We start from the raw sequence: 25,324 nt of genomic DNA on the forward strand, positions 1-25,324 counted from the left end.
CCTCACAGTATATGTTCCTTGGTGGAGGGTATGCGGGAGTGGGTTAATATGACCGCTTGTTTCAGAGACAGAGCAAAGGCCTTGAAGCAGGCTTCTGCCACGTGATGCAGAATTCTCCCCGAGAGAACCCTCATATGCAAGGTTATCTTGGACTCAAGAGCAAAACCTTTGAAGAACTCCCATATCAGTTCAAAGTCAAAATCCGTTATTTTGCCTCTGAGGCCTCCATCTTCGTAAAAAAAGAGAGGCCTACCACATATATCCAAACTGCACATCACCAGTGCTTCGTCCATGGGTACTATGGCGTAACCGAAACGATTTATGCCCTTCATTTCACCTAAAGCCTTTAGGAAAGCTGTACCAAGAACTATACCTGCGTCTTCTACCGTGTGGTGGTGAGAAACATGAACGTCTCCCTCTGCCTTAAGGTGTATATCAAAACCTGAGTGTCTTGCCAAAGTCTCTAACATGTGGGTGAGAAAACCCACAGGCGTCTCTATATGATACTGGCCACTACCGTCAAGATTGATCTTCGCCCATATCCTGGTTTCCTTCGTCTCCCTCTTGAACTCTGACCACCGCATCGGAGAGGTATTCTATCACAAAACGCCTCAGAGTATCCTCTGGCTTTTTATAATAGACCTTCTCCCCAAAGTCCAACCAAAACAGTCCATCTATGAGTTTTCTAAGTTTTTCCTCACCGTTGATGGATATGTACTCTTTGTAGAGCTTTATCTGATAGGGATGCCTTACACCCAACTTTCTGAGAGTTTCATCCATATCTTTACCACCCGATAACCTGACAGCGGTGTAAAGTAGGATAACCAGGTTAGCGAGAGACTTCTGTATCAAAAGAGGATGAACACCGTACCTGTAAAGGGTGTCTAAACTGACGAGAGCCTTCTCCACATTTCTCGTGAAGAAGGCTTCCAAGAAATCGAAGATGGATCCTTCACCACTGGGTACACACACTCTCCTTACATCCTCAAGGGTTATCCTCTTACCGTAGAGGGTCAGTTTATCTACCTCTGTTTTCAACATCATAAGATTGTAGGAGAAAGCCTCCAGAAGGTAGTTTAGTGCATCTTCATCTATCTGTATCCCTTCTTTCTCAAAACGTCTTTTCACCAAGTCTTTAACCTTCTTAGAGTTCAGTTTCTTGGCTTCTATTACGTCCCCCACCTCTCCTATGGTTTGGTAAGGAGGTTTTTCCAACTGTCTTTTGTCCACTTTACCTACTACGAAGAACACCTTCTTCTTCTTAAGATTTCTTGCTATCCTCAAAACCAGTTTGGGATCCTTAAGCTTCTTAAGAACTTCCTCTCCGTTCTTCACCACCACTATCTCGTGAGACTTTCCTTCAAAGAGGTTGGTTTCACCTAGCTGGTTGAGAAAATCCTCCAGGGTAAGCTCGTCCCCCCAAAGAACACGTAGGGAGGCTATCCGAGATAGTTTTTCCAGGAAAGTTTTAACCAGATACTCCTCCTCCCCTATCACTAAGTTTATGGGCTTTATTTTATCAATACTTATGTTTTTTTGATACTCCAGTATGTCCATCAGGAATGCATAGCCTTAAGGAACTCTCTGTTGTTTTTGAACTTCTTAAGTTTGTCCAGCAGAAACTCCATCGCCTCTATGTTGTCCATGGTGGCGAGGAACTTCCTGAGCACCCATATTCTCTGAAGCTCCCAATCTTCCAGCAACAGCTCCTCTTTTCTGGTTCCCGATTTCTCTATGTTGATGGCGGGGAATATTCTACGTTCCATCAAACGCCTGTCTAAGTGTATCTCCATATTTCCAGTACCTTTAAACTCTTCGTATATAACATCGTCCATACGGGAACCTGTCTCTATCAAAGCTGTGGCTATTATGGTGAGGGAACCACCTTCTTCTATGTTCCTGGCAGCACCAAAGAACTTCTTGGGTCTCTGGAGAGCGGTTGCCTCTATACCACCCGTTAGTACACGACCTGTGGGTGGGGTGATGGCGTTGGCTGCCCTTCCGAAACGTGTCATAGAGTCCAAAAGTATCACCACGTCTTTCTGTAGTTCCACCATTCTCTTGGCTTTCTCTACCACCAACTCTGCCACCTGTACGTGTCTTTCCGGAGGTTCGTCAAAAGTGGATGCCACCACCTCCGCACCTTCCCCCACTATCCTACGCATCTCGGTAACTTCTTCCGGCCTTTCGTCTATGAGGAGTATGATGAGATAAACCTCAGGATGGTTTTGGATGAGGGCTTTGGCTATCTTCTGAAGGAGTACCGTTTTACCGGCCTTCGGAGGTGCCACTATGAGGCCTCTCTGACCTTTACCTATGGGAGCTATAAGACTCACCACACGGGTTGACAGTTCGTCGGGTGTTGTCTCCAGTTGGAACCGTTCGGTGGGATGGAAGGGTGTCAGTTTTTCAAAGATGGGACGAGATTTTAAAACATCTGGATCAGGAGGAAGTCCGCTAACGGACTCTATTCTTATGAGAGCCTGGTACTTTTCCCTCTCCTGAGGAGGGCGTGCGTACCCCACTATGGTATCCCCTGTTCTGAGGCCAAACTTCTTTATCTGGGAGGGAGCTACGTATACGTCGGTGTTACTGGGCATGTAGTTGTTCTCCGGGCTCCTGATGAAACCGTAACCTTCGGGGAGAATCTCCAAAACCCCCTTCACAAAGTTAAGACCCTCTTCCTTCGCCTGTGCCGCCAGTATACTCTCTATAAGCTCCTCTTTGCGAAGTCCTGTAACCCTTTTGAGTTCAAATTCCCTCCCTATCTTCTGAAGTTCTGCAAGTGACATTTTTTTGAGTTCCTCAAAACTGTAAGTTTTCTTCTCTTGAACTTCCTGCATGCTGAACCCTGATACCTGGGCCTTTATCCTCACACCCAGGTGCCGGGCTATTTATACCCCGCCTCAGAGGAGCGCCCACATACCCGGCAGGCGGCATTTGGACGCCCTCACGCTTTATTTACCTATGCAAAAACTGGAGAAAATACTATCCAAAACATCCTCTGTGGTAACAGTACCGATCACCTCCTCAAGGTAGTGCACGGCTTCTCTAAGATAAAGCATGAGTATTTCCGGCGATATGTCCTGCTCCCTCAGTTGCTGATAAACTAATTTTATCACCGAAAGGGAGTTTTGCAAGAGGTTGGCGTGCCTGGCAGATACGTAGATACTTCCTCCCTCCGCCGTGTAAAAACCAGCTCTTCTGAGGATCTCCTTCCTCAGATCCTCCAATCCATCCCCCGTCTTGGCACTTACCATAACAAACTCAGGGAAAGCCTTGGCTGTATCTTCGCACACCCCTAGATCCTTCTTGTTTAAAACCACTATGTGATCTTTATCTTTCACCATACTGTATATGGAAAGATCCTCCTCCTCCAGAGGTTTTGAACCATCCACCACCAGCAGAACTATGTGGGCACTACCCAGTTTCTCAATGCTCCTCTGCACACCCATCTGCTCTACAGGATCTGTAGTGGTCCTTATCCCCGCTGTGTCCACCAAGTTTATGGGAATTCCCCCGATGTTCCACTGCTCCTGTAAAAAGTCCCTGGTGGTACCGGGTATGTCGGTAACTATAGCTCTCTGAGATCCTAGAAGGGCGTTAAATAGAGAGGATTTTCCCACGTTGGGCTTGCCCACTATGGCCAGGTTTAGACCTTTTCTAAGAAAGTTACCTACACGTGCCGTGGCCAAAAGATCTTCCAGATCCTTTATCAAATCTTCAAGGCGCTTCAGTATCTCCTCCCTACTGAGGGTGGGAATGTCCTGTTCTGAGAACTCTATGTCTGCCTCCACGTAGGCGATAAGCTCTAAAAGTTGGGAACGTATCCTCTCTATGCGATCCGAAAGCTCACCTCTCAGTTGACGCAGGGCACACCGGACAGCCAGCTCCGTCCTGGCACCTATAAGGTCTGCCACAGCCTCAGCTTGTAGTAGATCCATCTTTCCGTTCAGGAAGGCCCTTCTGGTAAACTCACCAGGTTCCGCCAGTCTTATACCTGCCGACAGGAAAAGTTCCAAAGCTCTATGAAGAATAAGGGGATTACCGTGTAGGGAAAGTTCTATCATATCTTCTCCTGTGTAACTTTTGGGAGAGGGATAGAAGACCAGTATACCTTCGTCTATCTCCCTACCCTCTTCGTCCACAAGGGTCACCAGATGGGCATACCTAGGTTTTACAGCACCCTTCAGCTTTAGAAAGGGTTTAATCTTTTCCAGCACACCTTTACCAGACAGGCGTAGGACACCTATGGCACTCTCACCGTAGGGGGTCGCAAGAGCCACTATCGGTTCTCTTTGACGTATCATGAGCATATAATTTAATGGCATGAGGAAGTTGGTGATATTCATCGGACCTCTGGCGGTAGCTTTTGCACAAAATGTAGCAATAGATCCTCCCTTTGCCGATAGGGTGTTTCCCTACATCACCTACAGTGAGGTGTGGAAAGGTACTCCTGCCTCTCTGAAGGATGTGGCTGTCCCCAACCTTCTCATCGTCTATGGCGTTAGGGAGGATCCTCAGGTGGTAGCCCAGGCAGGCAAGATAGCCTTCTATCTGGGACAGTGGACCGACGATATCGGCTTTGGTGTAGAGGAAGTAAAAGAGTCCCGGATACCACCCCTTTTGGTGAGCGATCTGCAGCTCAGAGAAATCCCCTGGAAGAACATAATAGTGGTTGGTACCAACAATGATGTGGTAAAGAGTTTGGGAATCACCTTTTCCGGACCCACCATAAAGGTGGTGGATAAGGACGGTAAAAAGATAATGGTAGTAGGTGGTAGAAATGAAAAGGAGGTGATACAAGCAGCCAGGTACCTGTCTGATGTGCGCCTAAACTTCAAGGCCGGTGCTTACAAAACCTTCTTCTCCTTCGTGACTTTAAGAGGTCTTTTGGAGAAAGGAGAGTGGGAGAGCGCCCTAAGACTCATAAAGAGTCCTCAAGGCGTCTCTGCCTGTGGTAAGAACATGTCTTTGGCAGCTCCCATGGTGGCATCCTGGTCCGATGAGGTGAAGAGTGTGGTCCAAAAGAGAAACAGTATCCTCTACAAGGATCTTCCGGAGGCCATAGAGAAGAGGGACAGAAAGAAAGCGGTATCCCTTTGGAAAGAGGCTATGGTAACCTGTTACCAGTGTCACCAAGGGGAAGGCATCCCCCAGATGAGGAAGTTCGTACCCTTAGAGTCCATTCACGCCAAACACCAACGTATAGCGGAGAGCTTTGGTCTCTCTTGTATCAACTGTCATGCGGGTCCTACCAGTAAGAGGGGTTACAGTAGCGCTCCTTAGTGTTCTGCTCCCCTTCTTGCTGGTGATGGGGACGGTGAAGCTTGCCTTTACCGAGAGTTTTGTGAAGTTGGTGTACGCGGTGGGAGATCTCCCACCAGACAGATGGGGCATGGACGATGCCACACGCTTACGTATAGCTCTGCTGGGTCTCAGGGCTGTCCTCTCTGAAGAGGGAATGGAGGAGTTTATAAAGTCCGGACTCTTCAACGAGAGGGAGATAAAACATATGAAAGATGTCCAGAAAGTACTATCTTACCTCACCAAAGCCTTTTATGGGATACTCCCTCTGTGGGTTGTGGGGGTGGTAAGTCTAAGAGATAAAAGGAGGATAGGGGGCGTGTTTCTAATAGGTGGTTTCTTAGGTCTGCTGTTGGTCCTTCTCTCCCTTCTTTTGTCCTTTCTGAACTACGATGCCCTCTTTGAGAAGTTCCACAATATAGTTTTCGATCCTTACTCGTGGCGTTTCTTTGACCAAGATACTCTACTGAGGGTTTATCCTATGAGATTTTGGTTCGTATCCACCCTACTGGCAGGAATCCTTATGTTGATACTGTCCTCAGTCTCCCTGCTGGTGGGTCTCCTTTTGAGAAAATCCCGTTAGTGGCGTAGGTTTTCCTAAATAGAAACCCTGTCCGTAGTCTACACCTAACTGTGACATCACGCGTAGTATCTCTTCGTTTTCCACAAACTCTGCCAACGTCTTTATACCCAACCTCTTGGCCATATTTACTACAGCTTCCACAAAGATCCTATCCACAGGGGATACAACAGCACTCTTCACAAACTCCCCATCTATCTTTATGTAGTCCACTGGGATAAACTTCAGATAGTAGAAGGAGGAGTAACCAGAACCAAAGTCATCTATGGCAAAAGAAAAACCTTTGGATCTCAGAGAGTTTACAAACTCTACTACACTTATCATATTTCCCACCGCCTCCCTCTCTGTTATCTCCAGAACTACCCTATGGGTGGGTACTCTGTACTTTTCACATAAGGACGTAAGAAGCTCTGTGAACTTAGGTGTAGCGTTTCTGAGCTCTAAGTTTATAAACAACAGAGGTTCACCTTCCAGCGTATGGTACCCCTCCAGAACCTTTTCTATAAGGAGTACGTCCAGTTGGGGCATTACTCCCAGTTTTTCTGCCACCTCCACAAACTGCCCCGCCGTTAGAATCTGGCCATCTACCTCAAGGCGCATGAGAACCTCGTAACCTAACACCTTCATATCTTTGAGCTCCACTATGGGCTGTAGGTAAGGTATAACAGCATCTTTCTCTAAGGCTTGCATCAGGATACGTTCCATTCTGTAAAAGACATATAACCTTTCCCTTTCCTCCTCTCCCAGCACCCAGATTCCACCTTTGCCCTCCCTTTTAAGCTTCCCCATGGCCAGCTCACCAATGTGTATCATCTCCTCAGGTTTATCCGCGTCCTCCGGATAAGTGAGTATCACCATACTTACACTCACCCTGGCCACCACACCGGGCTGAGGCTCCCATCCCCATGCTTCTATCTCCTTCCTTATCCTTTCAGCCACTATCTTCGCCACCTTTTTAGGGGTGTTAGGTAAAAGGATAGCAAACTCGTCTCCTCCCACCCTACCCACCGTGTCCCACCTCCTTACGCTTCTTCGTAGGACGCTGGCCATACCATTCAGTAGTAGATCCCCAGCAGAAAAACCGTAGGTATCGTTTATAACTTTGAGGTTGTCTATGTCTATCAGTATGATGGAGAAGATGTCATGCTTGGTGGCCTTTTGTAACTCCTTTTCAAAACTGACCCTGTTGAGAAGAGCGGTTAAAGGATCGTACTGGGAGAGAAACTTTACACTCAGCTGAGCCTTTTGGAGATCTTCTATCGCTTTCATCAATCTAACTACGTGGAAAAGCTGGTGGAAAACTGTCCGGAGGAACATAAGCTGATCACTGTCAAAAACTCCGCCTTTTCTGAAGGCTAACACACCCACCACCAAATGCCCATACTCCCCCTTAGCGTATATGAACCCTTCTTCCACACCGTAAGAACTATCCTTTTCCAATACCCGGCTCACATAACCGGATACTGGAAGATCACCCAGTTTTCCCAAAAAGCCGGACGAAAAGGTCAGCTTGTCGGTAGTGTCGGAATTTTTGTTGTACATAAAGAACAGACTACCGTCTAGATGAAGGATCTGATCAATTTTGTTGAGAACTTGCCGGGAGAATGTCTCTATGTTGTTGTAGGCTTCTGCTACGTACTGGGACGTTTCCAGCAGAAGTTTCATTTTACTGAGTTCTTTGTGAAGCTCTAAAGTGTAAAGACCATAGCTAACTATCAAGTTCTCTACGTTTAGCACGTGCAACCTCTCTATGGGATTTTCCAACTTCCCTGCCAGAAGGCTTATGACCCAGTACCTTCCCCGATACAGTTCCACATGAAATCCTTTCCAGCTCTTCTCCGTGTAAAACTTCTCCCACTGGGAGGGTGGACTGGAAGGTTCGTAGGCGTAAGCGTGTATCTTCAGTTGGTTGTCTCTTTTATCGTAAACCCACACCTCCCTCACAAGACCCTTTGCAAAAGCCTCTTCCAGCTTCATGTAAACCACATGATCCTTCACCTCTGGTTTAAGGTAAGAGAGAACTGAGAGAATTTTCCCACTAAGTTGCACCACAAGATGTGCCCTGTGGCGTAGACCTACCACCAACAAAGACCACACGAGAAATAGATAAGAGACCAAGAGAAAACCACTACACACCACGAGGGTTAAGTCGGTGAATCTAACGGCGGTAGAACTCAGCAAAAACCCCAGAGACAGGTAAAGTAAAGAGAGGCGCAAAAACCCTTCACTACCTATACTTCTCCACAGAAGGAGGGATGCTCCTGCCAACGCTACCTGGAAAACTTCTCTGTACCATGGGAACCCTTCCCCTTCCAGCCACATGGGAGGTAGCCACGGGTAGTAAAGGACCACGAGAGCAGAGAAGAGAGAGGAAAGAAAGGTGCTGAAAAGAAAGACCACTCTGGTGGTGGAAGTTTTCCATCTCCTACCCAGAAGGAAGCCTATGTAAAGGGCTGTCAGAAGAAACAGGTGGGATAAGGAAAAGAGATAAGCCACTTTATCTCTGGTGTTAGGTGTGATGAAGGAGGGGAAGAAGACAAAAGACAAGATGTGAAGAGCGTTGGGTATAAGGGCGGGTATCATGAAGAGGCCCGTGAGATAAAGCCTCCTACACACCAAGCCCCTGCCCAGTATCAGCACCGTTAGAGAGAAGAAGAGAAGAGTGAAGAAGGCGGTTATACGCAGAAGCGCTGTGAGATAGCCGAAGGTGGTCATATCTATGTGAATGGTATCCCTCACCGCCAAGGTGGAGAAGAACACCAAAAGACCCAAACCTGCCAAAAAGATCTCAGAGTATGTCCTCATAGTCCAAGGAAACTGAAGAAGGTCTTAGCTTTATAAGACGGAGCACGGCTCGCGCCACCTCCTCGGGAGACTTTAGCCTCGTGGGATCCTCCTGAGGGTAAGCCTGTGCTCTCATAGTGGTGCGGGTGGCACCTGGATTGAAGGCGTATACCCTTATGTCTCTTTCTCTCAGCTCCTCTGCCAGTAAGAGGGAGAAACCTTCTGTACCGAACTTGGAAACAGCGTAAGCACCCCACGTTGGTGCAGGGCGCTTCCCCACTCCCGAGGACATGTTTATGATGAAACCACCTCTCTCCATATAGGGTATGAAGTACTTGGTTACAAAAAACATACCGTTAAGGTTAACTCGTAGAACCTCCTCCCACACATCTTCCGGATAACCCTCTATCTTCTCCCTCACACCCAACACTCCTGCGTTGTTTACCAAAACATCCACTTTTCCGAGAAAAGAGACACAGTGGTTTACAAAACTCTTCACCGAGTCCCTATCCTTCACATCACAGGGCATAGCAAAAAGATTTATCGGATCTCCCAGCTCTCTTTTTAGTACGAGAAGACCCTCTTGGTGGCGCGCGCAGGTACACACCCTGTAGTTCTCTTTCAGAAAGGCCTCCACTATGGCTCTACCTATCCCTCTACTTCCCCCTGTCACTACAGCACGCACAAAAAAAGTATATCTTGACATCCTCAGAAACCGGAATATAATGTTTTAATGTGGAAGGGTGAGAAACTCCCTCCCCCTCCCTCCCCTAATTTGTTTGCCCCTCCGCCAGGAGGGGCCTTTCTAAAAGATGCTCCTTGGAACTCTTAGAGAGGCCATCTTCCTGGAACGTATCAACAGGTTTATATGCAGAGTACTTTACCGAGATGGGCAGCATACCGCTTACCTTCGCAACACAGGAAGACTGAGAGAACTTCTAAAAGAAGGCACAAAGGTGTACGTGCGGGAGAAGGAGGGAGGAAAACATCCCTTAGAACTCCTTTTGGTAGACGCAGGTTCATCTTTGGTGTGTGTAGACTCCACCATCCCACCTTTTCTCTACGAGGAGTACACAGGAGTTAAAGGAAAGAGAGAGCCACGCTTTGGCAACGTAAGGTTTGATCTCTTGGTGGACAAAAAGATAATAGAAACCAAATCTGTCAATCTGGTGAGAGATAAAGTGGCCCTTTTCCCCGATGCTCCCACCTTGAGGGGAAGAAAACACGTGGAGGAACTCATAAAACTGGGTGAAGAAGGTTATGAACCCCTTATAGTCTTTGTGGTTCAAAGAGAGGACGCTCTGTACTTCTCCCCTAACTGGGATACGGACCCGGACTTCTGCCGTGCACTTGTGCGGTACAGAGAAAAGGGTTTTCAGCTGCAGGCTTACGCCTGCAAGGTTAGTATGAAGGAGATCATGATAGAAAAGCCGTTGGACATTATATTTTAATTGCCATGGTGGAAATACTTATAGCACCACATGCGGGTTTCTGTTTCGGTGTGAGAAGAGCTATAAACATAGCGGAAAAAGCCTCCTTGTTGACGCAAGAGGGCAGAAGGGTCTTCACCATGGGACCTCTTATCCACAATCCTCAGGAGGTGGACAGGTTAAGGGGGAAGGGTGTAGAGGTTCTGTCCTCGGCAGATGGTTTGAGGGAAGGAGATGTGGTTATAGTAAGATCTCACGGCATTCCTCCAAAAAGGGAAAGGGAGCTTCGAAGAAAAGGTTTAACTATTATGGACGCCACGTGCCCTTACGTGAAGGCGGTTCACGAAGCTGTCACCCAGCTGGCAAAGGAGGGTTACTTTGTGGTCATAGTGGGGGAAAAAGATCATCCCGAGGTGGTAGGTACCCTCGGTTATCTGGAGGAAGCAGGAGGAGAGGGTGCAGTGGTGGAAAGAAAGGAGGACCTTAGGGAGGTACTGGGTAAAGAGAGGGTAGGTGTTGTAGCACAGACCACACAGAACGAGGCCTTTTTTAAAGAGGTGGTTGGGGAGCTCTGTTTGTGGGTAAAAGAACTGAAAGTGATAAACACCATATGCAACGCCACCTCTGAAAGACAGGAGGACGTCTATCAGCTGGCACCAGAAGTGGATGTTATGATAGTGGTGGGTGGTAGAAACAGTGGAAACACACGCCGACTTTACCAAATATCCCTCTCTTTAAATCCCCGCACTTACCATGTGGAGCTTCCTGATGAACTACAACCAGACTGGTTTAAAGGTGTGAAACGTGTGGGAGTAACTGCGGGAGCATCTACACCCGACTGGATCATACAGGGTGTTGTGGAGAAAATAAGGGAGCTATGTAGTTAAACCAGAGAAGGTTGAAGAGGGTATGAAGTAACACGCTGAGAGGTAAGGATCTTGTCCTCATGTACACCCAACCCAAGAACAAGGATGGAAAGAAGGTGAGAGCGGAAAAAAGGTTAAACCTCACACTGAGATGGGCCAAGGCAAAGATGAAAGATGCACGTATGTTACCCAGTTGGGGTGTAAGGTAAGCTCTGAAAAACACCTCTTCAGCAAAGGCACCAAAGAGGTAACTGAGGGAGGAAACTCCACCGAGGAAAGGGAGGAAGAAGATACCTGCATAGGCTACATAGCTCCAGAGGCTCATCAGTCCGAAACGGGAGGGGGGAAGAAAGATCAGAGGTAACAGAAGAGAAGGATAGACCGGGAGCGAGACAAAAAGACTTAGAAAAAGTAGAACTATCAAAAGGTATGTTAAACTTTTACTCATGGTAGCTAAGGTCATCTACAACACTCCAGATCATAAGATAGCCTTCTTTGAGGAACTTACACCTGCCTCCGCAGTACAGGCAAATCAACTGCTCATTGTTCACAAAGGGGAAGGCATGCTCCTGGATCCAGGAGGTCACAAAGTTTTTTCCAAGCTTCTCTCCGATATCTCCCTACTCATACCCCCCAACCAGATAAAGTACATCTTTCTCTCCCATCAGGACCCGGACATAGTGGCCAGCATAAACGGGTGGCTCATGACCACAAAAGCCGTCGCCTACATCTCAAAGCTCTGGATGAGGTTCCTCCCCCACTTCGGACTGGACTCCCAGCTGGAGGATAGGGTTATACCCATAGAAGACAGTGGAACCACCTTGACCCTCGGAGGTGACTGTCAGCTGTTGGTTCTGCCTGCTCACTTTCTCCACTCTCCCGGTAACTTTCACGTCTACGATCCTTGCGCCAAGATGCTCTTTTCCGGTGATCTGGGTGCATCTCTGGGGCAGGACTACTATGTGGTGGAGAACTTTGAGGAACACGTAAAGTACATGGAGCCCTTCCACAAAAGGTACATGGCCTCCAACAAGGTGCTCCGTTTCTGGGTCAACATGGTCCGTCAGTTGGACATAGAGATGATAGTTCCTCAGCACGGTGCCATCTTTAAAGGCAAACAGATGGTGGAGAAGTTCCTAAATTGGTTGGAAAACTTACAGGTGGGTGTTGATCTTATGACGCAGGACCATTACCGACTACCTTAAGGTATGAGGGACTTTGTCCACCTTCATCTTCACACTCAGTACTCCCTCCTGGACGGTGCTATAAAGATAAAGGATCTTGCTGAAAGAGCACAGGCTTATGGATACAGAGCGGTAGCCATAACAGATCACGGTAACCTCTTTGGACTTTTGGAGTTCTACAAGACCCTTAAGGAAAAGGGTATAAAACCCCTTCTGGGAATGGAAGCCTACTTCACCACAGGTTCCCGTTTTGACAGGAAAGGTAAGGGAAGCGATGACAACCTCACCGACAGGATAAACCATCACATAATCCTCATAGCAAAGGACCAGGAGGGACTTAAAAACCTCTTCAGACTCTCCTCCCTTTCCTACAGGGAAGGTTTCTACTACAAGCCCCGTATAGATTATGAGCTCCTTCAGAAGTATCATAGGGGACTGATAGCGGTGACGGCTTGTCTGAAAGGTGTGCCCACTTATTACGCCAGCATGGGAGAGGAAAGAAAAGCGGAGGAGTGGGTAAAGAAGCTGAAGGACCTTTTTGGAGATGATCTGTATTTGGAACTTCAGGCTAACGGTCTGCCGGAGCAGGAAACTGCCAACAGAGTTCTCATAAACATCGCCAAGAGGTTTGGGGTCAAGTTGGTGGCCACCGCCGACGCTCATTATCTGGACCCGGAGGACAAAACCGCCCACTCTGTTCTCATGGCCCTTCAGATGAAAAAAACACTACAGGACATACAGAAGGAAGGACTTAAGTACTCGGTCTGCGATCTTCATTTTGCCCCTCCCCAAGAGATGTGGGAACGGTTCAGAGGAAAGTTTGATGGATGGGAAGACGCTCTGAAGAACACTTTGGAGGTGGCCGAAAAGTGTGCCGACAGTTTTCCTCAGCTGGAAAACAAAGACTATCTCTTACCTAAAGCCTACGAAGGTGTGGAGGAGGGTCAGCTTCTGGAGGATCTGGCAAGGGAGGGACTCAGAAGAAGGCAGGCTCTTGGACACTGTCCCGACAGTAAGGAGTACTGGGACAGACTGGAGTACGAAATAGAACAAGTACGCAGGATGGGGTTTGCAGGGTACTTCCTCATAGTGCAGGATTTTATAAACTGGGCTAAGAACCAGGGTGTACCTGTAGGACCCGGAAGAGGTTCCGCAGCGGGATCTTTGTTGGCCTACGCTCTTGGTATAACGGACGTGGATCCGGTAAAACACGGCCTTCTCTTTGAGAGATTCCTTAATCCGGAACGCATCTCCATGCCGGACGTGGATGTGGACTTCTGTATGGAGGGAAGGGAGAAGGTGATTCAGTACGTGAGAGAAAAGTACGGAGAGGACAAGGTGGCTCAGATCATCACCTACAACGTGATGAAGGCCAAACAGGCACTGCGCGATGCGGCAAGGGCTCTCGGGCTTCCCTATTCGGTGGGTGATAGGCTGGCCAAGTTGGTACCTCCCGGCGACGTACAGGGCTCGTGGCTTAGCCTGGAGGAGATGGTACACACCCCTCTAGAAGAACTTCTGGAGAAGTACGGCCATCACAGAACCGATATAGAGGAGAACGTAAAGACCTTCAGACAGCTTATGGAGACGGACGCGGAGATAAGAAGGGTGGTAGAGATAGCTCTTAAGCTGGAGGGGCTCGTCAGACATACCTCACTGCACGCGGCAGGTATAGTGATATCTCCTTTACCTTTGGAGGAGGTAGTACCTACTTACTACGACGACGGTCAGGTGGCCACACAGCTGGACATGGGCCAGCTGGAAAAACTGGGTCTCGTAAAGATGGACTTTCTGGGTTTGAAGACTCTTACGGAACTTAACGCCATGAGGAACCTGATAAGGGAGAGGCACAAGGCGGACGTAGACTTTCTGAAGATACCTTTGGACGACGAGAGAACCTTTGAGCTCCTGAGGAAGGGTAACACCTCCGGCGTGTTCCAGTTGGAAAGTAAGGGAATGCAGAGACTCCTCAGTAAGCTGTCTCCCGATAGGTTTGAAGACCTTGTGGCTGCCATAGCCCTTTACAGACCAGGACCTCTCAAATCGGGTCTTGTGGACTCTTACGTGAAGAGAAAGCACGGTAAGGAGGAAGTGGAGTATCCTTTCCCTGAACTGGAGCCCGTTTTGAAGGAAACTTACGGTGTATGGGTGTATCAGGAGCAGATAATGAAGGCCAGTCAGATACTGGCAGGCTTTACTCCCGGTGAGGCGGACACCCTCAGAAAGGCCATAGGTAAGAAGGATAAAGAACTTATGGCCTCTCTGAGGGAAAAGTTTATAAGAGGAGCGGTAGAGAGGGGCTACAAGGAGGAGAAGATTACCAAACTGTGGGAGGACTTTGAGAAGTTTGCCAGTTACTCCTTCAACAAGTCTCACTCGGTGGCTTACGGTTATCTCTCTTACTGGACCGCTTACCTCAAAGCCCACTACACAGAAGAGTTCTTTGCGGTGAAACTCTCTTACGAAAAGAACGACGCCAAGTTTTTGGCACTGGTTAACGATGCCAAGAAGCATCGCATCACTATACTACCACCTGATATCAACAAAAGCCACGTCCACTTTGTTATAGAAGGTGATAGAACACTAAGATTTGGTTTAGCACGTATAAAGGGTATAGGAGAAGACACAGCCTATCAGATAGTGAAAGCTCGTAAAACCACCTGGACTCAGCCTTCTCAGGTGGCCAGAGCGGCGGGTCTCAACAAGAAAGCTTTGGAAGCCCTCATAAAGGCAGGAGCCTTTGATTTTACCGGAAAGAGTAGAACCGCATTACTGAAAGCGTTGGAAAGTAAAAACGCTCTTTTGGGTGGTGTCAGTCTCTTTGAGAAAAACTCCCAAAGCACCGAAGACCGTCAAGAAGACATATTCCATTACGAGAAGGAAGTTTTGGGATTTTACCTCACCAGACACCCCATAGACGTGTGGGAAGGTTTTCTAGAAGACACCTGCAAGAAACTGGAAGAAGTGGAAGAACTGGAGGGGGGTCCGTATCTGTTTGCAGGATCTCTTACTGACATAAAGGTGAAGAAGACTACAAAGAACACCCTTATGGCCACAGCTCACCTCACCGACAGAACAGGTATGGTACCCCTGATAATCCCACCTTCTGTGTACGAAGAGGAGAAGGACAAACTGAAAGAAGACAGCGTGGTGGTGATAGAGGGCTTAGTGGAGAGGGACGAGGAGACGGAAGAAGTCAGTATAATAGCACGTGCTGTACACGGTGTGGAGGAGTTTCTCAAAAGAAAGGGTCATTACATCACTCTAATCTTCACCTGTGAGCTGGAGGAGGACAAACTCCTGCAAGTTCACAGGACACTGACCGCTTACACAGGTCCAGATGGCCTTCCCATCACCATAGAGATCATCACACCCCGTTATCGCACTTTACTGGAGGTGGATCCACGGATACGCGTAGTCCCCACACCTGAACTGCGGGAAGCACTGCGTTCTTTGGGTGTGGAAATCAGAGTTTAAAGCTTAGGAAACCTCTCTATGTTCCCCCCTCTCTGTAACGTCTCTATCGCCTCCTCTATCCAACTCACCAGACAGGCTACATCTATATCCCTAAAGGTGGGTGTACAGGAGGAGAGCTGATCCCTGCACATGTTAAGAACACGCAGGGAGCTCTCTCTCCTCCCCTGTTGGTAGTGGTTTATAGCTATGGCAAGCCTTATCAGTCCCTGATAACACTGGCGGGATAACCTATCCTCCTTGGGAAAGAGTCTCCAGATATCTTCCAACACTTCGTGAGCCTCGTAAAACTTCCCTTCTTCCCACAGCTCCCTGGCTCTTCTGAGAAGTTCTCTCTCTTCCTGCATCATCCCGTCTTAAAGCCCAGCGTGAAACCCACCATAAAGGACCCGGAGAAAGCGATGGTTCTCACAAGGCCCTTAACAAAGGCATCAAAACTACTTACAGAAGACTTGAGGAGGACCCACAACTGCCCCCAGTTTACGTCCAGTATACCAATATGAGACAGCCACATGATGGAGAGGATGTAAAGTCCCATCAGCATAAGGAAGACGTTGAGAACCTTCTTGACGGCAAAGCCCACCACAAAACCTGCAAACCCTCCGTAGCCCATGTCAGTGAGAATCTTCTCTATCTCCATCAGTGATACCTCATAGTACTGGGGTTGAGTATGTCAGGGTAGTTGGTGGTCATCTCGTAGTCCATCATCTGCTTTCTTATCCTTTCCAGCTCCTGTCTGTTAGGTTTGAAGGGATAACTTCTTATATCGCTGGGAGAACTGTCACCGAAGGGCCTGTTGCAGGCCACCTCTACCGTTTTACCCCTGCATCCTGATGTCATGAAAGGCCTCCCACTCCAGAATATCTCCTCAAAGGTCTCCTTAGGTATACCGAAATCTACTATCTGACCCTTCTCGTTGAACTTCATATCCTCGTAGCGGGCCATACCGTTGTCTATGAGATATCTGGCAAACTGCACTCTCCTGTACTGAGGTGCCGGACAAGGAGGCTCTTTCTCCATCATAGAACCTTCCTCTGGCCAGAAGGAGAACAGGTGTGTACGCGCCCCTAAGTCCCTCACCCTCTGTATGGTCTCTACCATCTCCTGCTCCGTCTCACCTAGTCCCACCACCAAGTGACAACCTGCGTAGCCGTCTCCCATTACGTCCACTGCCCATTCCAGAACCTTCCAGAAAGTCTCCCAGCGGTGAGGACTGTTCATAGGTCTTCCTCTCAGCTTCTCAAAGAGTTGGGGTGTTGCACAGTCAAGAGCCACCGTAACGGTATCTGCACCCAACTTCTTGTAATCCAGCATGTCTTGATAGGTGGTTCCCGTAGCATTTATCAGCAAAGAGACAAATATCTGGTCTCCCAACTCTTTCACCACCCTCTCCAGCACATACTTGGTATCAGATATAGCTCTCGGATGGGTGATCTGGGCTATACAGAGCCTTTCCACATGACCCACCTTTTTGGAGCGCTCTATAATATCTTCCAGTTTGACGGTGGGCCACTCTACCCTGATGAAGTTCTTCTTAGAGTACTCCACATCTCTCGCCTTCTGAAGACCACAGTAAGCACACGTGGCATGACAACCGGAAGGATACGTGAGGAGGGTGTTTATACAGCTGAGTTTAGTGTTCTTATAAAACATACCGGGTACGAGGCCCAACGTCATAGCTGCTGCCATGCTTATCTGAAGATACTCGGGACTCTCCTTCTGCTGGGTGAGTTTTTCTAAAAGAACTCGGTCCATGACTCCCTTCCTTACCTGATCCTCCAAGGACCAGGTGCGGGGCTACTTGTATAGCGCCCTCTGAAGCTGGGGAGGACCCCGCAGGCGCTATTTCCCCAGCCCTCTCTATTATACCTATACATCACCGTGAGCCCTTTATCTTTAAAATTATCTGAGATACCTCCGCCGCCTTCTGAGGATCCATCGCCTCCAGTATGGAAGCTGCCTGTCTCTCCTTGAGTCTTACGAGGATCTGGGCCACCAGATGAGGGTCCATGTTGTTCATTATGGCACCCGCCTCATCGGGGGAAGCTTTGTTGAAGATATTCACCAGTTTCTCCACGTACTCTTTGCTCCTTTCCTCTTGAGGTTGTTGTCTCCTCAACATGTTTAGCCTCTTCTTCTCTTCCTCCAACCGCTTTAGCTTAAGATCTATGTCTTTGGATATCTCTGTCAGACCCTCCTCCACCACCCTCCTTTGCTGCTCCTTCATCTTCTTCTGAAGTGCTCCTTCACCCCCAGCCGTTCCTACTATGAACAGGAGGAGAAGCGATGCCTTTCTCAGCATATGTAAGAAGGAGACGCCCGTTATCTCCCTCTTTAGCAAGGTAGCCTCCTCCTCCCTCTTTCTGTTTCTGCAGAGGATTCTAAGGGCCTGTATGTCTATCATAACATCCTCGAGGGATCTTAAAAGCTCCTCTCTCTTGGTTTGTAGTGCCATCAGCTGGCGGTAGACATCCCTCTTCTTGGCAGAAAGAGATGCGTACCTTGTCCGTACCTTCTCGGAGGGATCAACCTTGAACCCATCATTTACCAGTTCCATTTCCTTCACCAACTCTCGCAGGAGGCTCTCAAGACGAGCTATATCGCTGTCCAGCATCGTCAACTCCCTTCTGATCTCCTCCTTCCTGCTTTCCATCAGCCTGAGAAGTTTCTCAGGGTCCATGGTAATATTTTAGAACCATGCCCAGGATCCTTCTGGTGGAGGACGATCTCTACTTAGGGCAGATGATGGTGGAGGGGCTCAGACACGAAGGATTCACTGTGGAATGGGTTCAGGACGGCTTTACTGCCCTCAGGCGTGTGGTGGAAGAGAACTACGATCTTGTAATACTGGACATAATGCTTCCTAAGTTTGATGGCATGAAAGTTTGCAGAAAGATAAGAGAAACGAAGGATATACCCGTCATCATGGTCACCGCAAGGTCGCAGATAGAGGACAAGGTAGAGGGTCTATCTGCGGGGGCAGACGACTACATAACAAAACCCTTCTCCTTCAAGGAACTCTCCGCACGCATACAGGCCGTGCTGAGAAGGTACAGGAAAAAAGAAGGGGTGATAATGGTGGGAGATCTGCGCATAGATCCCTCTGCGGTAGAGGTTACCTACAGAGGGCAGAAGATACACCTCACCCGTAGAGAGTTTGAACTTCTGAAGCTTCTTGCCGAAAACGCCAACAGGGTAGTCAGCAGGGAGGAGATATACGCCAAGGTCTGGGGATACTCTCACGAGGAAGGATCCAACATAGTGGACGTGTACATAAAGAATCTTAGGAACAAACTGGGGGACAAACCACCACGCCTCATACAGACGGTGAGGGGATACGGTTACATACTGCGTACAGAAGATGTCGGTCAGACTTAAGTTCACTCTTTACTTTTTGGGTATATACACCATCAGTTTTCTCCTACTGCTGATTTTCTCCTTAGCTGCCCTCCGCAGTTATCTGCTGGAGTATACCTACAGCTATATGGAGAGATACGTACAGCCAGTACTGGAGTTTTACAAAAACTTCCCGGTGGATGAAAAACATTACGTGAAACTTCTAGCCTCTGACATAGTTTCCAGGGAGATGGCGGTGGTGGTAGCAGACAGGAACAACCGCGTGATTCATAAGGAACCCTTCTTGGGAGAGGAAGAACCTCAGTTAGATGAAGCCCTCGTCCAGAAGTTCCTAAGAACCAAGAGAGGCGTGTGGGGAGATTACGCCTACCTTGTCAAGGAGATCAACGGACGCTACAGACTCCTCCTCATTATGGATATAGATCGCATAGAGAACATTCAGGTAAGGGTACTAAGATCCAACTTAGTGGCGTTCAGTCTCCTGTCGGTAATCATGTCGGTGGTCCTCATGTTGGTGCTCAAAAAACTTCTCCAGCCCTTAGAGTACCTCACCTATGTATCCAAAGAGGTGTCAAGGGGAGGCCTGAAGGTGGATGTGGAGTCCACAGATAGGTCCGACGAGTTTGGACTTCTTCAGAGAGCTTTCAGGGAAATGATCCTTCGCCTTAGGGAATCGGTAAGCTGGCAGATACAGTTTATGAGAGACTTTGCCCACTCCCTCAAAACACCTCTCACCTACATAAAGGGTCAGCTAGAACTTCTGCAGAAAGGCATATACGATCCTGTAAAGGAGGAAGAAGTTCTCAGAAACATGCAGGTCCAGGTGGGGAGAATGGAGAACCTCATCAACAGACTCCTCACCCTCATGCGTTTAGAATCCCACGTACCTCTCCAGATGGAGGATGTGTCCCTTAATGAGATCTTCGCAGAGTTAGAGGAGGAGTACGAGTTTGTAAAGAGTAGTCATAACTTTCGGGTAGAGTATATGGAAGAGGACGTTATCATCAGAGCGGACAGAAGCTATCTTAAGTTGGCCCTCTCTAACCTTTTGGACAACGCATACAAGTACACACCGGCAGGAGGCAGTATAAGACTTTACTTTTCGGGGGACAGTATCGTGGTGGAAGACACAGGGAGGGGAGTGGAGGACACGCGGAGGATTCTGGAAGCCTTCTACCGTGAGGCTAAAGACACGGAAGGTTTCGGCCTTGGCCTAGCCATAGTAAAGGCTGTGGTAGAAAAACACGGTTTTCAGCTCATCATAGAGAGTACAAAAGGTATGGGTACAAAGGTAAGCATAAAAGTGTTCTCCTAAAGGGAAGGATATATTTTTATCTTTACTATGCTTACATTCCAGCTCCAGAAGGAAGATACAAGGTCCGTACAAGAGCTTCAGAGAGAGATAAGAAGACTGGCAGAGGAGAAAAAGGCTGTTATACTGGCCCATTACTACCAAAGACCCGAGGTTCAGGAGATAGCGGACTTTGTAGGTGATTCCTTAGAGCTTTCACGGAAAGCTGCCCAAACAGATGCGGAGATAATAGTCTTCTGTGGTGTCAGGTTCATGTGCGAAACAGCCAAGATCCTCAACCCTACCCGCAAGGTTCTGCATCCCAACCCGGAATCCGGTTGTCCCATGGCGGACATGATAACACCTCAGCAGGTTATGGCTCTGAAGGAGAAGCATCCCGATGCTATGGTGGTGTCTTATGTAAACACCACCGCAGAGGTGAAGGCCGTCTCTGATGTATGCGTGACCTCTGCCAACGCTATAAAGGTGGTACAGAAACTGCCCGCCAGAAAGATCATCTTCGTTCCCGATCAGGCGCTGGGTAACTGGGTAAAGAGGCATGTACCCGACAAGGAGTTCATAATATGGCAGGGTTTCTGTCCCCCCCACTTTGAGTTCACAGCCCGTGAGGTGAAAAAACTGAAGGAGAAGTATCCGGATGCTCCGGTGGCCGTTCATCCCGAATGTCATCAAGAAGTTATAGACATGGCAGACTTCGTAGGATCCACATCCCAAATAGTGCAGTTTGCTACCACATGTCCCGCACAGAGAGTTATAGTGATAACGGAGGTGGGTCTCAAGCACACCCTCATGAAGAAGAACCCCAACAAGGAGTATATCTTCCCGGATTCTATGAACTACTGTGGTAGCGTTTACTGTTGTACCATGAAGGCCATAACACTGGAAAAGGTCTACACCACCCTAAGGGATGAGATCAACGAAGTGACACTGCCGGAGGAAATAATAGAGAGGGCAGTGATTCCCATAAGGAGGATGTTGGAACTGACATGATACAGCGCAGAAAGACGCGCCAGATCCAAGTAGGATGGGTGAAGGTGGGTGGATCAGCCCCCGTGGTGGTTCAGTCTATGACCTCCACTAAGACCCACAAGGTGGAAGAGACTCTACAGCAGATAAAGAGACTGTGGGAGGCAGGATGTGAGCTCATAAGGGTGGCTGTGCCCCACGAGGAAGATGTGATAGCCTTGCCCGACATAGTTAGGAACTCTCCCATGCCTGTGATAGCGGACATCCACTTTGCACCTTCCTATGCCTTCCGATCCATGGAAGCGGGAGTACACGGCATAAGGATAAACCCGGGAAACATAGGAAAGGAGGAGATAGTGAGGGAGATAGTGGAGGAGGCCAAGAGAAAGGGTGTGGCTATCAGGATAGGGGTTAACTCAGGATCATTAGAGAAGGACCTTTTGGAAAAGTACGGTCATCCTTGTGCACAGGCTCTCTTTGAAAGTGCCATAAGGTGGTCGGAAAAGTTTGAAAAGTGGGGCTTTTACAACTTTAAGGTTTCTATAAAAGGATCCGATGTTATGGAAAACATAAAGGCCAACCTTCTGTTTGCAAAGGAGACAGACGTGCCCCTTCACATAGGGATAACAGAGGCAGGTATGGGAACCAAGGGTATAGTAAAGTCTTCTGTGGGTATAGGCATTCTCCTCTACTTAGGAATAGGAGACACGGTGAGGGTGTCCCTGACAGACGACCCTGTAGTGGAGGTAGAGGTAGCTTACGCCATCCTCCAGTCTCTCGGCATAAGGAGAAGGGGTGTGGAGATAGTAGCGTGTCCCACCTGTGGCAGGATAGAGGTGGACCTTCCCAAAATAGTGAAGGAAGTAGAGGAAAAACTCAAGGGTATTGAGAAGCCCATCAAGGTGGCGGTGATGGGATGCGTGGTTAACGCCATAGGTGAAGCCAGAGAAGCGGACGTAGGTTTGGCCTGTGGTAGAGGTTTTGGGTGGATCTTTAAGAAGGGTAAACCGGTAAGACGAGTTGAAGAAGAAGAGATGGTACAAGCATTACTGGAAGAGGTGTTAGGCCATGACGGAGAAGGAAAAGTTTGAGAAACTCCTGCAAAAGGCACAACTGGTAGATCCTAATATCACCATAAACTTTGTGATGCTGGATCTGTCACCTAGGTGGATGAAGTGCAGGCGTACCAGAAGACTTGTCTTCCAGTTTCACAAGCTGGGTGATCAGGAAGGTGTGACTCAGTGTGGGAAGAGTCTCCAACAGTATCAGATACTGCCCGAAAGGCAGGAGAATCTGGTCATCACCCAAGTCAACATGATGCTGGGTGGTTTGGGGCTTCAGGTGTTCTTTGATCTCTGTCCCCAGTGCTTTGGTAACGTGAACAGATGTAATCCAGAGGAATAAAGGAGATAGAGAAAGATACCGCAGGTGATGGAAGCATCTGCTATGTTAAAAGCTGGCCATGAAAACCAACCGTAGTGTAAGTATAGAAAATCTCTCACCTGCCCAAGAAACAGCCTGTCATACAGGTTCCCAAGAGAACCACCCCCTATCAGTCCCATGAGAAAACCGGTCACCGGCTCCTTCCTTTTGAGGGAGTAAAAGAAGGTAATTATGAGAGCTAGGACAGGAGCCAAAAGGAGGATGGGTAGTCTTATAAGATCATGACTGTCCGAGAACAGTCCAAAGGCAACACCTTTGTTATACACCAACACTAAGCTGAGAAAAGGGAGTATCTGTATCTCTTTCCCTGCCAGGAGTTCTTCTGCCAGCTTCTTGGTCCAGAGATCCACCACAAGGACCACCGCAGAAGTAAGCAGGTATATCAGAGAAACTCTTCCAACGCTTCTCTCCATACCTTCTCCAAGGATGCTACCTCTTCTTTAAAGATCTCCTCTCCGTAGTTTCTCACCACCAAGATGGGTCTGTCGATGACTCTGCCTAAGAGGAGCCAGTCAAGTCCTGCCATTTCTACAGCATCCTTAAAGTCCTCCTCCTTACCCCTCGGGACACTAACCACCACCCTCGTAGGATCCTCCGCAAAGAAGAAAAGATCCAGCCGCTCGTCTTCATAAAGGTCTATCTCTAAACCTAAACCTGTGGAGAACACACTTTCCACAAGAGCTATCATAAGCCCACCTACCGACACATCGTGAGCGGAGAGAATAAGACCGTTCTCTATCACCTCCCTCAGAAGATTATGAAGGGCCAGCTCTTTCCCGAGATCTACGGGAGGGACATCTCCCGCCACCTTAGAGTGGACCACCTTAAGGAACTCACTCCCTCCCAAGGTGAGTTTTCTGTTAAGATCACCTATAAGGAACACGGCTGAACCTTCTTCTCTAAAGCTGTGGGACACCCACCTACGCCCAGCCACTTTACCTACCGCCACCAGTATGGGTGTAGGATACACGTTACGAGCACCTTCCTTCTCTACAGTTTCGTTGTAAAGGGAAACGTTTCCACTCACAACAGGCACACCAAAGAACCTACAAGCGTCCGCTATCCCTTCCACCGCTTTCTCCAACTGCCACATGATCTCAGGTCTTTCGGGATTGCCGAAATTAAGACAGTCCGTTATGGCGAGAGGCTCAGCACCTACACACGCTAAGTTTCTCAAAGCTTCTGCCACCAGATATTTACCCCCTTCGTATGGATTCAGAAACACCATCCTACCGTTTCCTTCGCAGGTGAGAGCCACCAGCTTTTCAGACTTCACTTCCGGTCTTACCACCCACTTGATCCTCAGAAGAGCAGCGTCAGCACCAGGTTTAAGAACGGTGTTGGTACCTACCTGATAGTCGTACTGGGTGTATATCCCCTCTTTGGAACATACGTTGGGAGACCTCAGAAGTAAAAAAACCGACTCCTTAAGGGGTGCTTGAGGTAGATCTTCGTCCTTATAGTTTCTCAGCTCCTTAAGGTAAGCAGGTTCCTCGCTGGGTCTGTGATAAAGGGGTGCCTCTCGCACAATCAGACTTACCGGTAGCTCTGCCACTATACTTCCCATGTAAAAGGCTCTCAGATAACCATCATCTGTCATTCTGCCCACCACCGCACCTTCCAGATGGTGTTTTTTCGCTATGCGATAGAGCTCCTCTGTGGCCTCTTCTTCCGCCACCAACAGCATTCTTTCCTGACTCTCTGACAGGAGTATCTCAAAGGGTGTCATACCCTCCTCCCTTTGGGGCACCTTCTCCAGAAACAACTCTACCCCCATCTGAGACTTACCGGCAAGTTCCGAAGAAGCACCTGCCAAACCACCGGCTCCCAGATCTTGCATACCCACTATGAGATCTTTTTCCAGTATTTCCATAATGGCTTCTATCAGCTTTTTACCAAAGTAAGGATCTCCCACCTGGACGGTAGATCTCTTCTCTTCCGTCTCTGTGCTGACCTCGGCAGATGCCATAACGGCACCATGAATACCATCTCTACCAGTAGAAGAACCTATGAGAAATAGAACCTGTCCCACCCTTGTGGCTCTGGCCCTGTAAAGTCTGCCGGCAGGCATAACACCTAAGCAGAAGGCGTTTACGAGAGGGTTGGTAACGTAACACTCTTCAAAGTAAGTCTCACCACCTACGTTGGGGATCCCTATGGAATTACCGTAATGGGATATACCTCTCACTACACCTTTGAGGATATGTCTGGTTCTTCCTTTAACGGGATAACCGAAACGGAGGGAGTTCATAAGAGCTATGGGTCTTGCGCCCATGGACAGTACGTCCCTTATGATACCACCTACACCTGTGGCAGCACCGTTGAAGGGTTCTATGTAAGAAGGATGGTTGTGGCTCTCTATCTTAAAGGCTAACCAAACCTCGTCATCCAGCTTCACCACTCCGGCGTTCTCTCCCGGCCCCTGTATAACATGAGGACCCTCCGTAGGAAAGAGCTTCAGAACCCTACGGGAAGATTTGTAAGAGCAGTGCTCCGACCAAAGAGCTCCCAGTATACCCAACTCCACCTGATTGGGTTCACGCCCCAAACGTTCCTTTATCTTTAAATACTCCTCCTGTGTCAGTCCAAAAGCTGAGTAGAGTTCCATAAGTGAAAGAAAA

The 25,324-nt window shown here is 48.4% G+C and carries 24 protein-coding genes; 11 read left to right on the forward strand and 13 right to left on the reverse strand.

Annotation, left to right across the window (positions count from 1 at the left end; genetic code table 11):
• Positions 1–2: 2 nt before the first annotated feature.
• The 4 genes from hisB to mnmE form a co-directional block, all read right to left on the reverse strand.
• Positions 3–584, reverse strand: a complete 582-nt coding sequence (hisB, locus tag THAL_RS01500) for an imidazoleglycerol-phosphate dehydratase HisB (RefSeq protein WP_012991345.1) — start codon at positions 582–584, stop codon at positions 3–5.
• Entirely contained in the window at positions 520–1,557 is a 1,038-nt protein-coding gene (gene holA, locus THAL_RS01505; RefSeq protein ID WP_012991346.1) for a DNA polymerase III subunit delta, read from the reverse strand. The genes hisB and holA overlap by 65 nt, the downstream gene beginning before the upstream one ends.
• Positions 1,557–2,843: a transcription termination factor Rho gene (gene rho / locus THAL_RS01510; protein WP_012991347.1), complete on the reverse strand. Its 1,287-nt coding sequence runs from the start codon at positions 2,841–2,843 to the stop codon at positions 1,557–1,559. The genes holA and rho overlap by 1 nt, the downstream gene beginning before the upstream one ends.
• A 114-nt stretch (positions 2,844–2,957) precedes the next feature.
• Entirely contained in the window at positions 2,958–4,310 is a 1,353-nt protein-coding gene (gene mnmE / locus THAL_RS01515) for a tRNA uridine-5-carboxymethylaminomethyl(34) synthesis GTPase MnmE (RefSeq protein WP_012991348.1), read from the reverse strand.
• Positions 4,311–4,329: 19 nt separating this feature from the next.
• On the opposite strand from mnmE, the gene THAL_RS01520 reads away from it, so the two are divergent.
• On the forward strand, positions 4,330–5,289 hold the full coding sequence (locus THAL_RS01520) for a cellulose biosynthesis cyclic di-GMP-binding regulatory protein BcsB (RefSeq protein ID WP_012991349.1): 960 nt from the start codon (positions 4,330–4,332) through the stop codon (positions 5,287–5,289).
• A gap of 25 nt (positions 5,290–5,314) precedes the next feature.
• A complete protein-coding gene (locus THAL_RS01525; RefSeq protein ID WP_169301980.1) occupies positions 5,315–5,890 on the forward strand; it encodes a TIGR01906 family membrane protein in 576 nt (191 codons plus the stop codon).
• Here the strand turns inward: THAL_RS01525 and THAL_RS08165 are convergent.
• Together THAL_RS08165 and THAL_RS01535 are read right to left on the reverse strand one after the other, a co-directional pair.
• Positions 5,846–8,692 carry a putative bifunctional diguanylate cyclase/phosphodiesterase gene (locus tag THAL_RS08165; RefSeq protein ID WP_012991351.1) on the reverse strand — a complete coding sequence of 949 codons (2,847 nt, stop codon included), beginning with the start codon at positions 8,690–8,692 and terminating at the stop codon, positions 5,846–5,848. The two genes, THAL_RS01525 and THAL_RS08165, sit on opposite strands and share 45 nt — an antisense overlap.
• A complete protein-coding gene (locus THAL_RS01535) occupies positions 8,676–9,356 on the reverse strand; it encodes an SDR family NAD(P)-dependent oxidoreductase (protein ID WP_148209087.1) in 681 nt (226 codons plus the stop codon). Before THAL_RS01535 ends, THAL_RS08165 begins: the two co-directional genes overlap by 17 nt.
• A 127-nt stretch (positions 9,357–9,483) precedes the next feature.
• On the opposite strand from THAL_RS01535, the gene sfsA reads away from it, so the two are divergent.
• A complete protein-coding gene (sfsA, locus tag THAL_RS01540; RefSeq protein ID WP_012991353.1) occupies positions 9,484–10,122 on the forward strand; it encodes a DNA/RNA nuclease SfsA in 639 nt (212 codons plus the stop codon).
• A 5-nt stretch (positions 10,123–10,127) separates the two neighbouring features.
• On the forward strand, positions 10,128–10,988 hold the full coding sequence (ispH, locus tag THAL_RS01545) for a 4-hydroxy-3-methylbut-2-enyl diphosphate reductase (protein WP_012991354.1): 861 nt from the start codon (positions 10,128–10,130) through the stop codon (positions 10,986–10,988).
• On the opposite strand, the gene THAL_RS01550 is transcribed toward ispH, so the two are convergent.
• A complete protein-coding gene (locus THAL_RS01550) occupies positions 10,945–11,415 on the reverse strand; it encodes a CPBP family intramembrane glutamic endopeptidase (protein ID WP_169301981.1) in 471 nt (156 codons plus the stop codon). The genes ispH and THAL_RS01550 overlap by 44 nt on opposite strands.
• Here THAL_RS01550 and THAL_RS01555 point away from each other — a divergent pair.
• Complete coding sequence (locus tag THAL_RS01555; RefSeq protein ID WP_012991356.1) at positions 11,414–12,172, forward strand: oxygen-binding di-iron domain-containing protein; 759 nt, start codon at positions 11,414–11,416, stop codon at positions 12,170–12,172. The two genes, THAL_RS01550 and THAL_RS01555, sit on opposite strands and share 2 nt — an antisense overlap.
• A gap of 3 nt (positions 12,173–12,175) precedes the next feature.
• Positions 12,176–15,628 (forward strand): DNA polymerase III subunit alpha, encoded by a 3,453-nt coding sequence (gene dnaE, locus THAL_RS01560; protein ID WP_012991357.1) that lies wholly within the window; start codon positions 12,176–12,178, stop codon positions 15,626–15,628.
• On the opposite strand, the gene THAL_RS01565 is transcribed toward dnaE, so the two are convergent.
• The 4 genes from THAL_RS01565 to THAL_RS01580 form a co-directional block, all read right to left on the reverse strand.
• On the reverse strand, positions 15,625–15,975 hold the full coding sequence (locus tag THAL_RS01565; protein ID WP_012991358.1) for a DUF309 domain-containing protein: 351 nt from the start codon (positions 15,973–15,975) through the stop codon (positions 15,625–15,627). The two genes, dnaE and THAL_RS01565, sit on opposite strands and share 4 nt — an antisense overlap.
• Positions 15,972–16,265, reverse strand: coding sequence for an FUN14 domain-containing protein (locus tag THAL_RS01570; protein WP_012991359.1), 294 nt, complete (start codon positions 16,263–16,265; stop codon positions 15,972–15,974). Before THAL_RS01570 ends, THAL_RS01565 begins: the two co-directional genes overlap by 4 nt.
• On the reverse strand, positions 16,265–17,380 hold the full coding sequence (locus tag THAL_RS01575) for a radical SAM protein (RefSeq protein ID WP_012991360.1): 1,116 nt from the start codon (positions 17,378–17,380) through the stop codon (positions 16,265–16,267). The genes THAL_RS01570 and THAL_RS01575 overlap by 1 nt, the downstream gene beginning before the upstream one ends.
• A 121-nt stretch (positions 17,381–17,501) precedes the next feature.
• The gene (locus tag THAL_RS01580) at positions 17,502–18,305 is read right to left on the reverse strand and encodes a MotE family protein (protein ID WP_012991361.1); all 804 of its coding nucleotides are present in this window, start codon (positions 18,303–18,305) and stop codon (positions 17,502–17,504) included.
• Positions 18,306–18,322: 17 nt separating this feature from the next.
• On the opposite strand from THAL_RS01580, the gene THAL_RS01585 reads away from it, so the two are divergent.
• The 5 genes from THAL_RS01585 to THAL_RS01605 are packed head-to-tail and all read left to right on the forward strand — an operon-like array spanning position 18,323 to position 22,664.
• Positions 18,323–19,003: a response regulator transcription factor gene (locus tag THAL_RS01585; protein ID WP_012991362.1), complete on the forward strand. Its 681-nt coding sequence runs from the start codon at positions 18,323–18,325 to the stop codon at positions 19,001–19,003.
• Complete coding sequence (locus tag THAL_RS01590; RefSeq protein ID WP_012991363.1) at positions 18,987–20,297, forward strand: sensor histidine kinase; 1,311 nt, start codon at positions 18,987–18,989, stop codon at positions 20,295–20,297. The genes THAL_RS01585 and THAL_RS01590 overlap by 17 nt, the downstream gene beginning before the upstream one ends.
• Before the next feature lie 27 nt (positions 20,298–20,324).
• Entirely contained in the window at positions 20,325–21,284 is a 960-nt protein-coding gene (gene nadA / locus THAL_RS01595; protein ID WP_012991364.1) for a quinolinate synthase NadA, read from the forward strand.
• Positions 21,281–22,351: a flavodoxin-dependent (E)-4-hydroxy-3-methylbut-2-enyl-diphosphate synthase gene (gene ispG / locus THAL_RS01600; RefSeq protein WP_012991365.1), complete on the forward strand. Its 1,071-nt coding sequence runs from the start codon at positions 21,281–21,283 to the stop codon at positions 22,349–22,351. The genes nadA and ispG overlap by 4 nt, the downstream gene beginning before the upstream one ends.
• Entirely contained in the window at positions 22,329–22,664 is a 336-nt protein-coding gene (locus THAL_RS01605; protein WP_012991366.1) for a hypothetical protein, read from the forward strand. The genes ispG and THAL_RS01605 overlap by 23 nt, the downstream gene beginning before the upstream one ends.
• Here the strand turns inward: THAL_RS01605 and lspA are convergent.
• Both lspA and purL read right to left on the reverse strand, forming a co-directional pair.
• Positions 22,598–23,116 carry a signal peptidase II gene (gene lspA / locus THAL_RS01610; protein ID WP_012991367.1) on the reverse strand — a complete coding sequence of 173 codons (519 nt, stop codon included), beginning with the start codon at positions 23,114–23,116 and terminating at the stop codon, positions 22,598–22,600. The two genes, THAL_RS01605 and lspA, sit on opposite strands and share 67 nt — an antisense overlap.
• On the reverse strand, positions 23,086–25,311 hold the full coding sequence (gene purL / locus THAL_RS01615; protein ID WP_012991368.1) for a phosphoribosylformylglycinamidine synthase subunit PurL: 2,226 nt from the start codon (positions 25,309–25,311) through the stop codon (positions 23,086–23,088). The genes lspA and purL overlap by 31 nt, the downstream gene beginning before the upstream one ends.
• Positions 25,312–25,324 lie beyond the last annotated feature (13 nt).

Origin of the sequence: Thermocrinis albus DSM 14484, from assembly GCF_000025605.1 — a bacterium.
GTDB classification, from domain to species: domain Bacteria; phylum Aquificota; class Aquificia; order Aquificales; family Aquificaceae; genus Thermocrinis; species Thermocrinis albus.

What these genes read in the sequence shown, in the direction of transcription:
- nadA (WP_012991364.1), top strand. Translation starts at nt 20,325, where the DNA reads ATGCTTACATTCCAGCTCCAGAAGGAAGATACAAGGTCCGTACAAGAG.
- THAL_RS01555 (WP_012991356.1), top strand. Translation starts at nt 11,414, where the DNA reads ATGGTAGCTAAGGTCATCTACAACACTCCAGATCATAAGATAGCCTTC.
- lspA (WP_012991367.1), bottom strand. Translation starts at nt 23,116, where the DNA reads ATGGAGAGAAGCGTTGGAAGAGTTTCTCTGATATACCTGCTTACTTCT.
- hisB (WP_012991345.1), bottom strand. Translation starts at nt 584, where the DNA reads ATGCGGTGGTCAGAGTTCAAGAGGGAGACGAAGGAAACCAGGATATGG.
- mnmE (WP_012991348.1), bottom strand. Translation starts at nt 4,310, where the DNA reads ATGATACGTCAAAGAGAACCGATAGTGGCTCTTGCGACCCCCTACGGT.
- THAL_RS01525 (WP_169301980.1), top strand. Translation starts at nt 5,315, where the DNA reads ATGGGGACGGTGAAGCTTGCCTTTACCGAGAGTTTTGTGAAGTTGGTG.
- THAL_RS08165 (WP_012991351.1), bottom strand. Translation starts at nt 8,692, where the DNA reads ATGAGGACATACTCTGAGATCTTTTTGGCAGGTTTGGGTCTTTTGGTG.
- rho (WP_012991347.1), bottom strand. Translation starts at nt 2,843, where the DNA reads ATGCAGGAAGTTCAAGAGAAGAAAACTTACAGTTTTGAGGAACTCAAA.
- THAL_RS01570 (WP_012991359.1), bottom strand. Translation starts at nt 16,265, where the DNA reads ATGGAGATAGAGAAGATTCTCACTGACATGGGCTACGGAGGGTTTGCA.
- THAL_RS01580 (WP_012991361.1), bottom strand. Translation starts at nt 18,305, where the DNA reads ATGGACCCTGAGAAACTTCTCAGGCTGATGGAAAGCAGGAAGGAGGAG.
- THAL_RS01590 (WP_012991363.1), top strand. Translation starts at nt 18,987, where the DNA reads ATGTCGGTCAGACTTAAGTTCACTCTTTACTTTTTGGGTATATACACC.
- ispH (WP_012991354.1), top strand. Translation starts at nt 10,128, where the DNA reads ATGGTGGAAATACTTATAGCACCACATGCGGGTTTCTGTTTCGGTGTG.
- dnaE (WP_012991357.1), top strand. Translation starts at nt 12,176, where the DNA reads ATGAGGGACTTTGTCCACCTTCATCTTCACACTCAGTACTCCCTCCTG.
- THAL_RS01550 (WP_169301981.1), bottom strand. Translation starts at nt 11,415, where the DNA reads ATGAGTAAAAGTTTAACATACCTTTTGATAGTTCTACTTTTTCTAAGT.
- ispG (WP_012991365.1), top strand. Translation starts at nt 21,281, where the DNA reads ATGATACAGCGCAGAAAGACGCGCCAGATCCAAGTAGGATGGGTGAAG.
- sfsA (WP_012991353.1), top strand. Translation starts at nt 9,484, where the DNA reads ATGCTCCTTGGAACTCTTAGAGAGGCCATCTTCCTGGAACGTATCAAC.
- THAL_RS01585 (WP_012991362.1), top strand. Translation starts at nt 18,323, where the DNA reads ATGCCCAGGATCCTTCTGGTGGAGGACGATCTCTACTTAGGGCAGATG.
- THAL_RS01605 (WP_012991366.1), top strand. Translation starts at nt 22,329, where the DNA reads ATGACGGAGAAGGAAAAGTTTGAGAAACTCCTGCAAAAGGCACAACTG.
- THAL_RS01565 (WP_012991358.1), bottom strand. Translation starts at nt 15,975, where the DNA reads ATGATGCAGGAAGAGAGAGAACTTCTCAGAAGAGCCAGGGAGCTGTGG.
- THAL_RS01520 (WP_012991349.1), top strand. Translation starts at nt 4,330, where the DNA reads ATGAGGAAGTTGGTGATATTCATCGGACCTCTGGCGGTAGCTTTTGCA.
- holA (WP_012991346.1), bottom strand. Translation starts at nt 1,557, where the DNA reads ATGGACATACTGGAGTATCAAAAAAACATAAGTATTGATAAAATAAAG.
- purL (WP_012991368.1), bottom strand. Translation starts at nt 25,311, where the DNA reads ATGGAACTCTACTCAGCTTTTGGACTGACACAGGAGGAGTATTTAAAG.
- THAL_RS01575 (WP_012991360.1), bottom strand. Translation starts at nt 17,380, where the DNA reads ATGGACCGAGTTCTTTTAGAAAAACTCACCCAGCAGAAGGAGAGTCCC.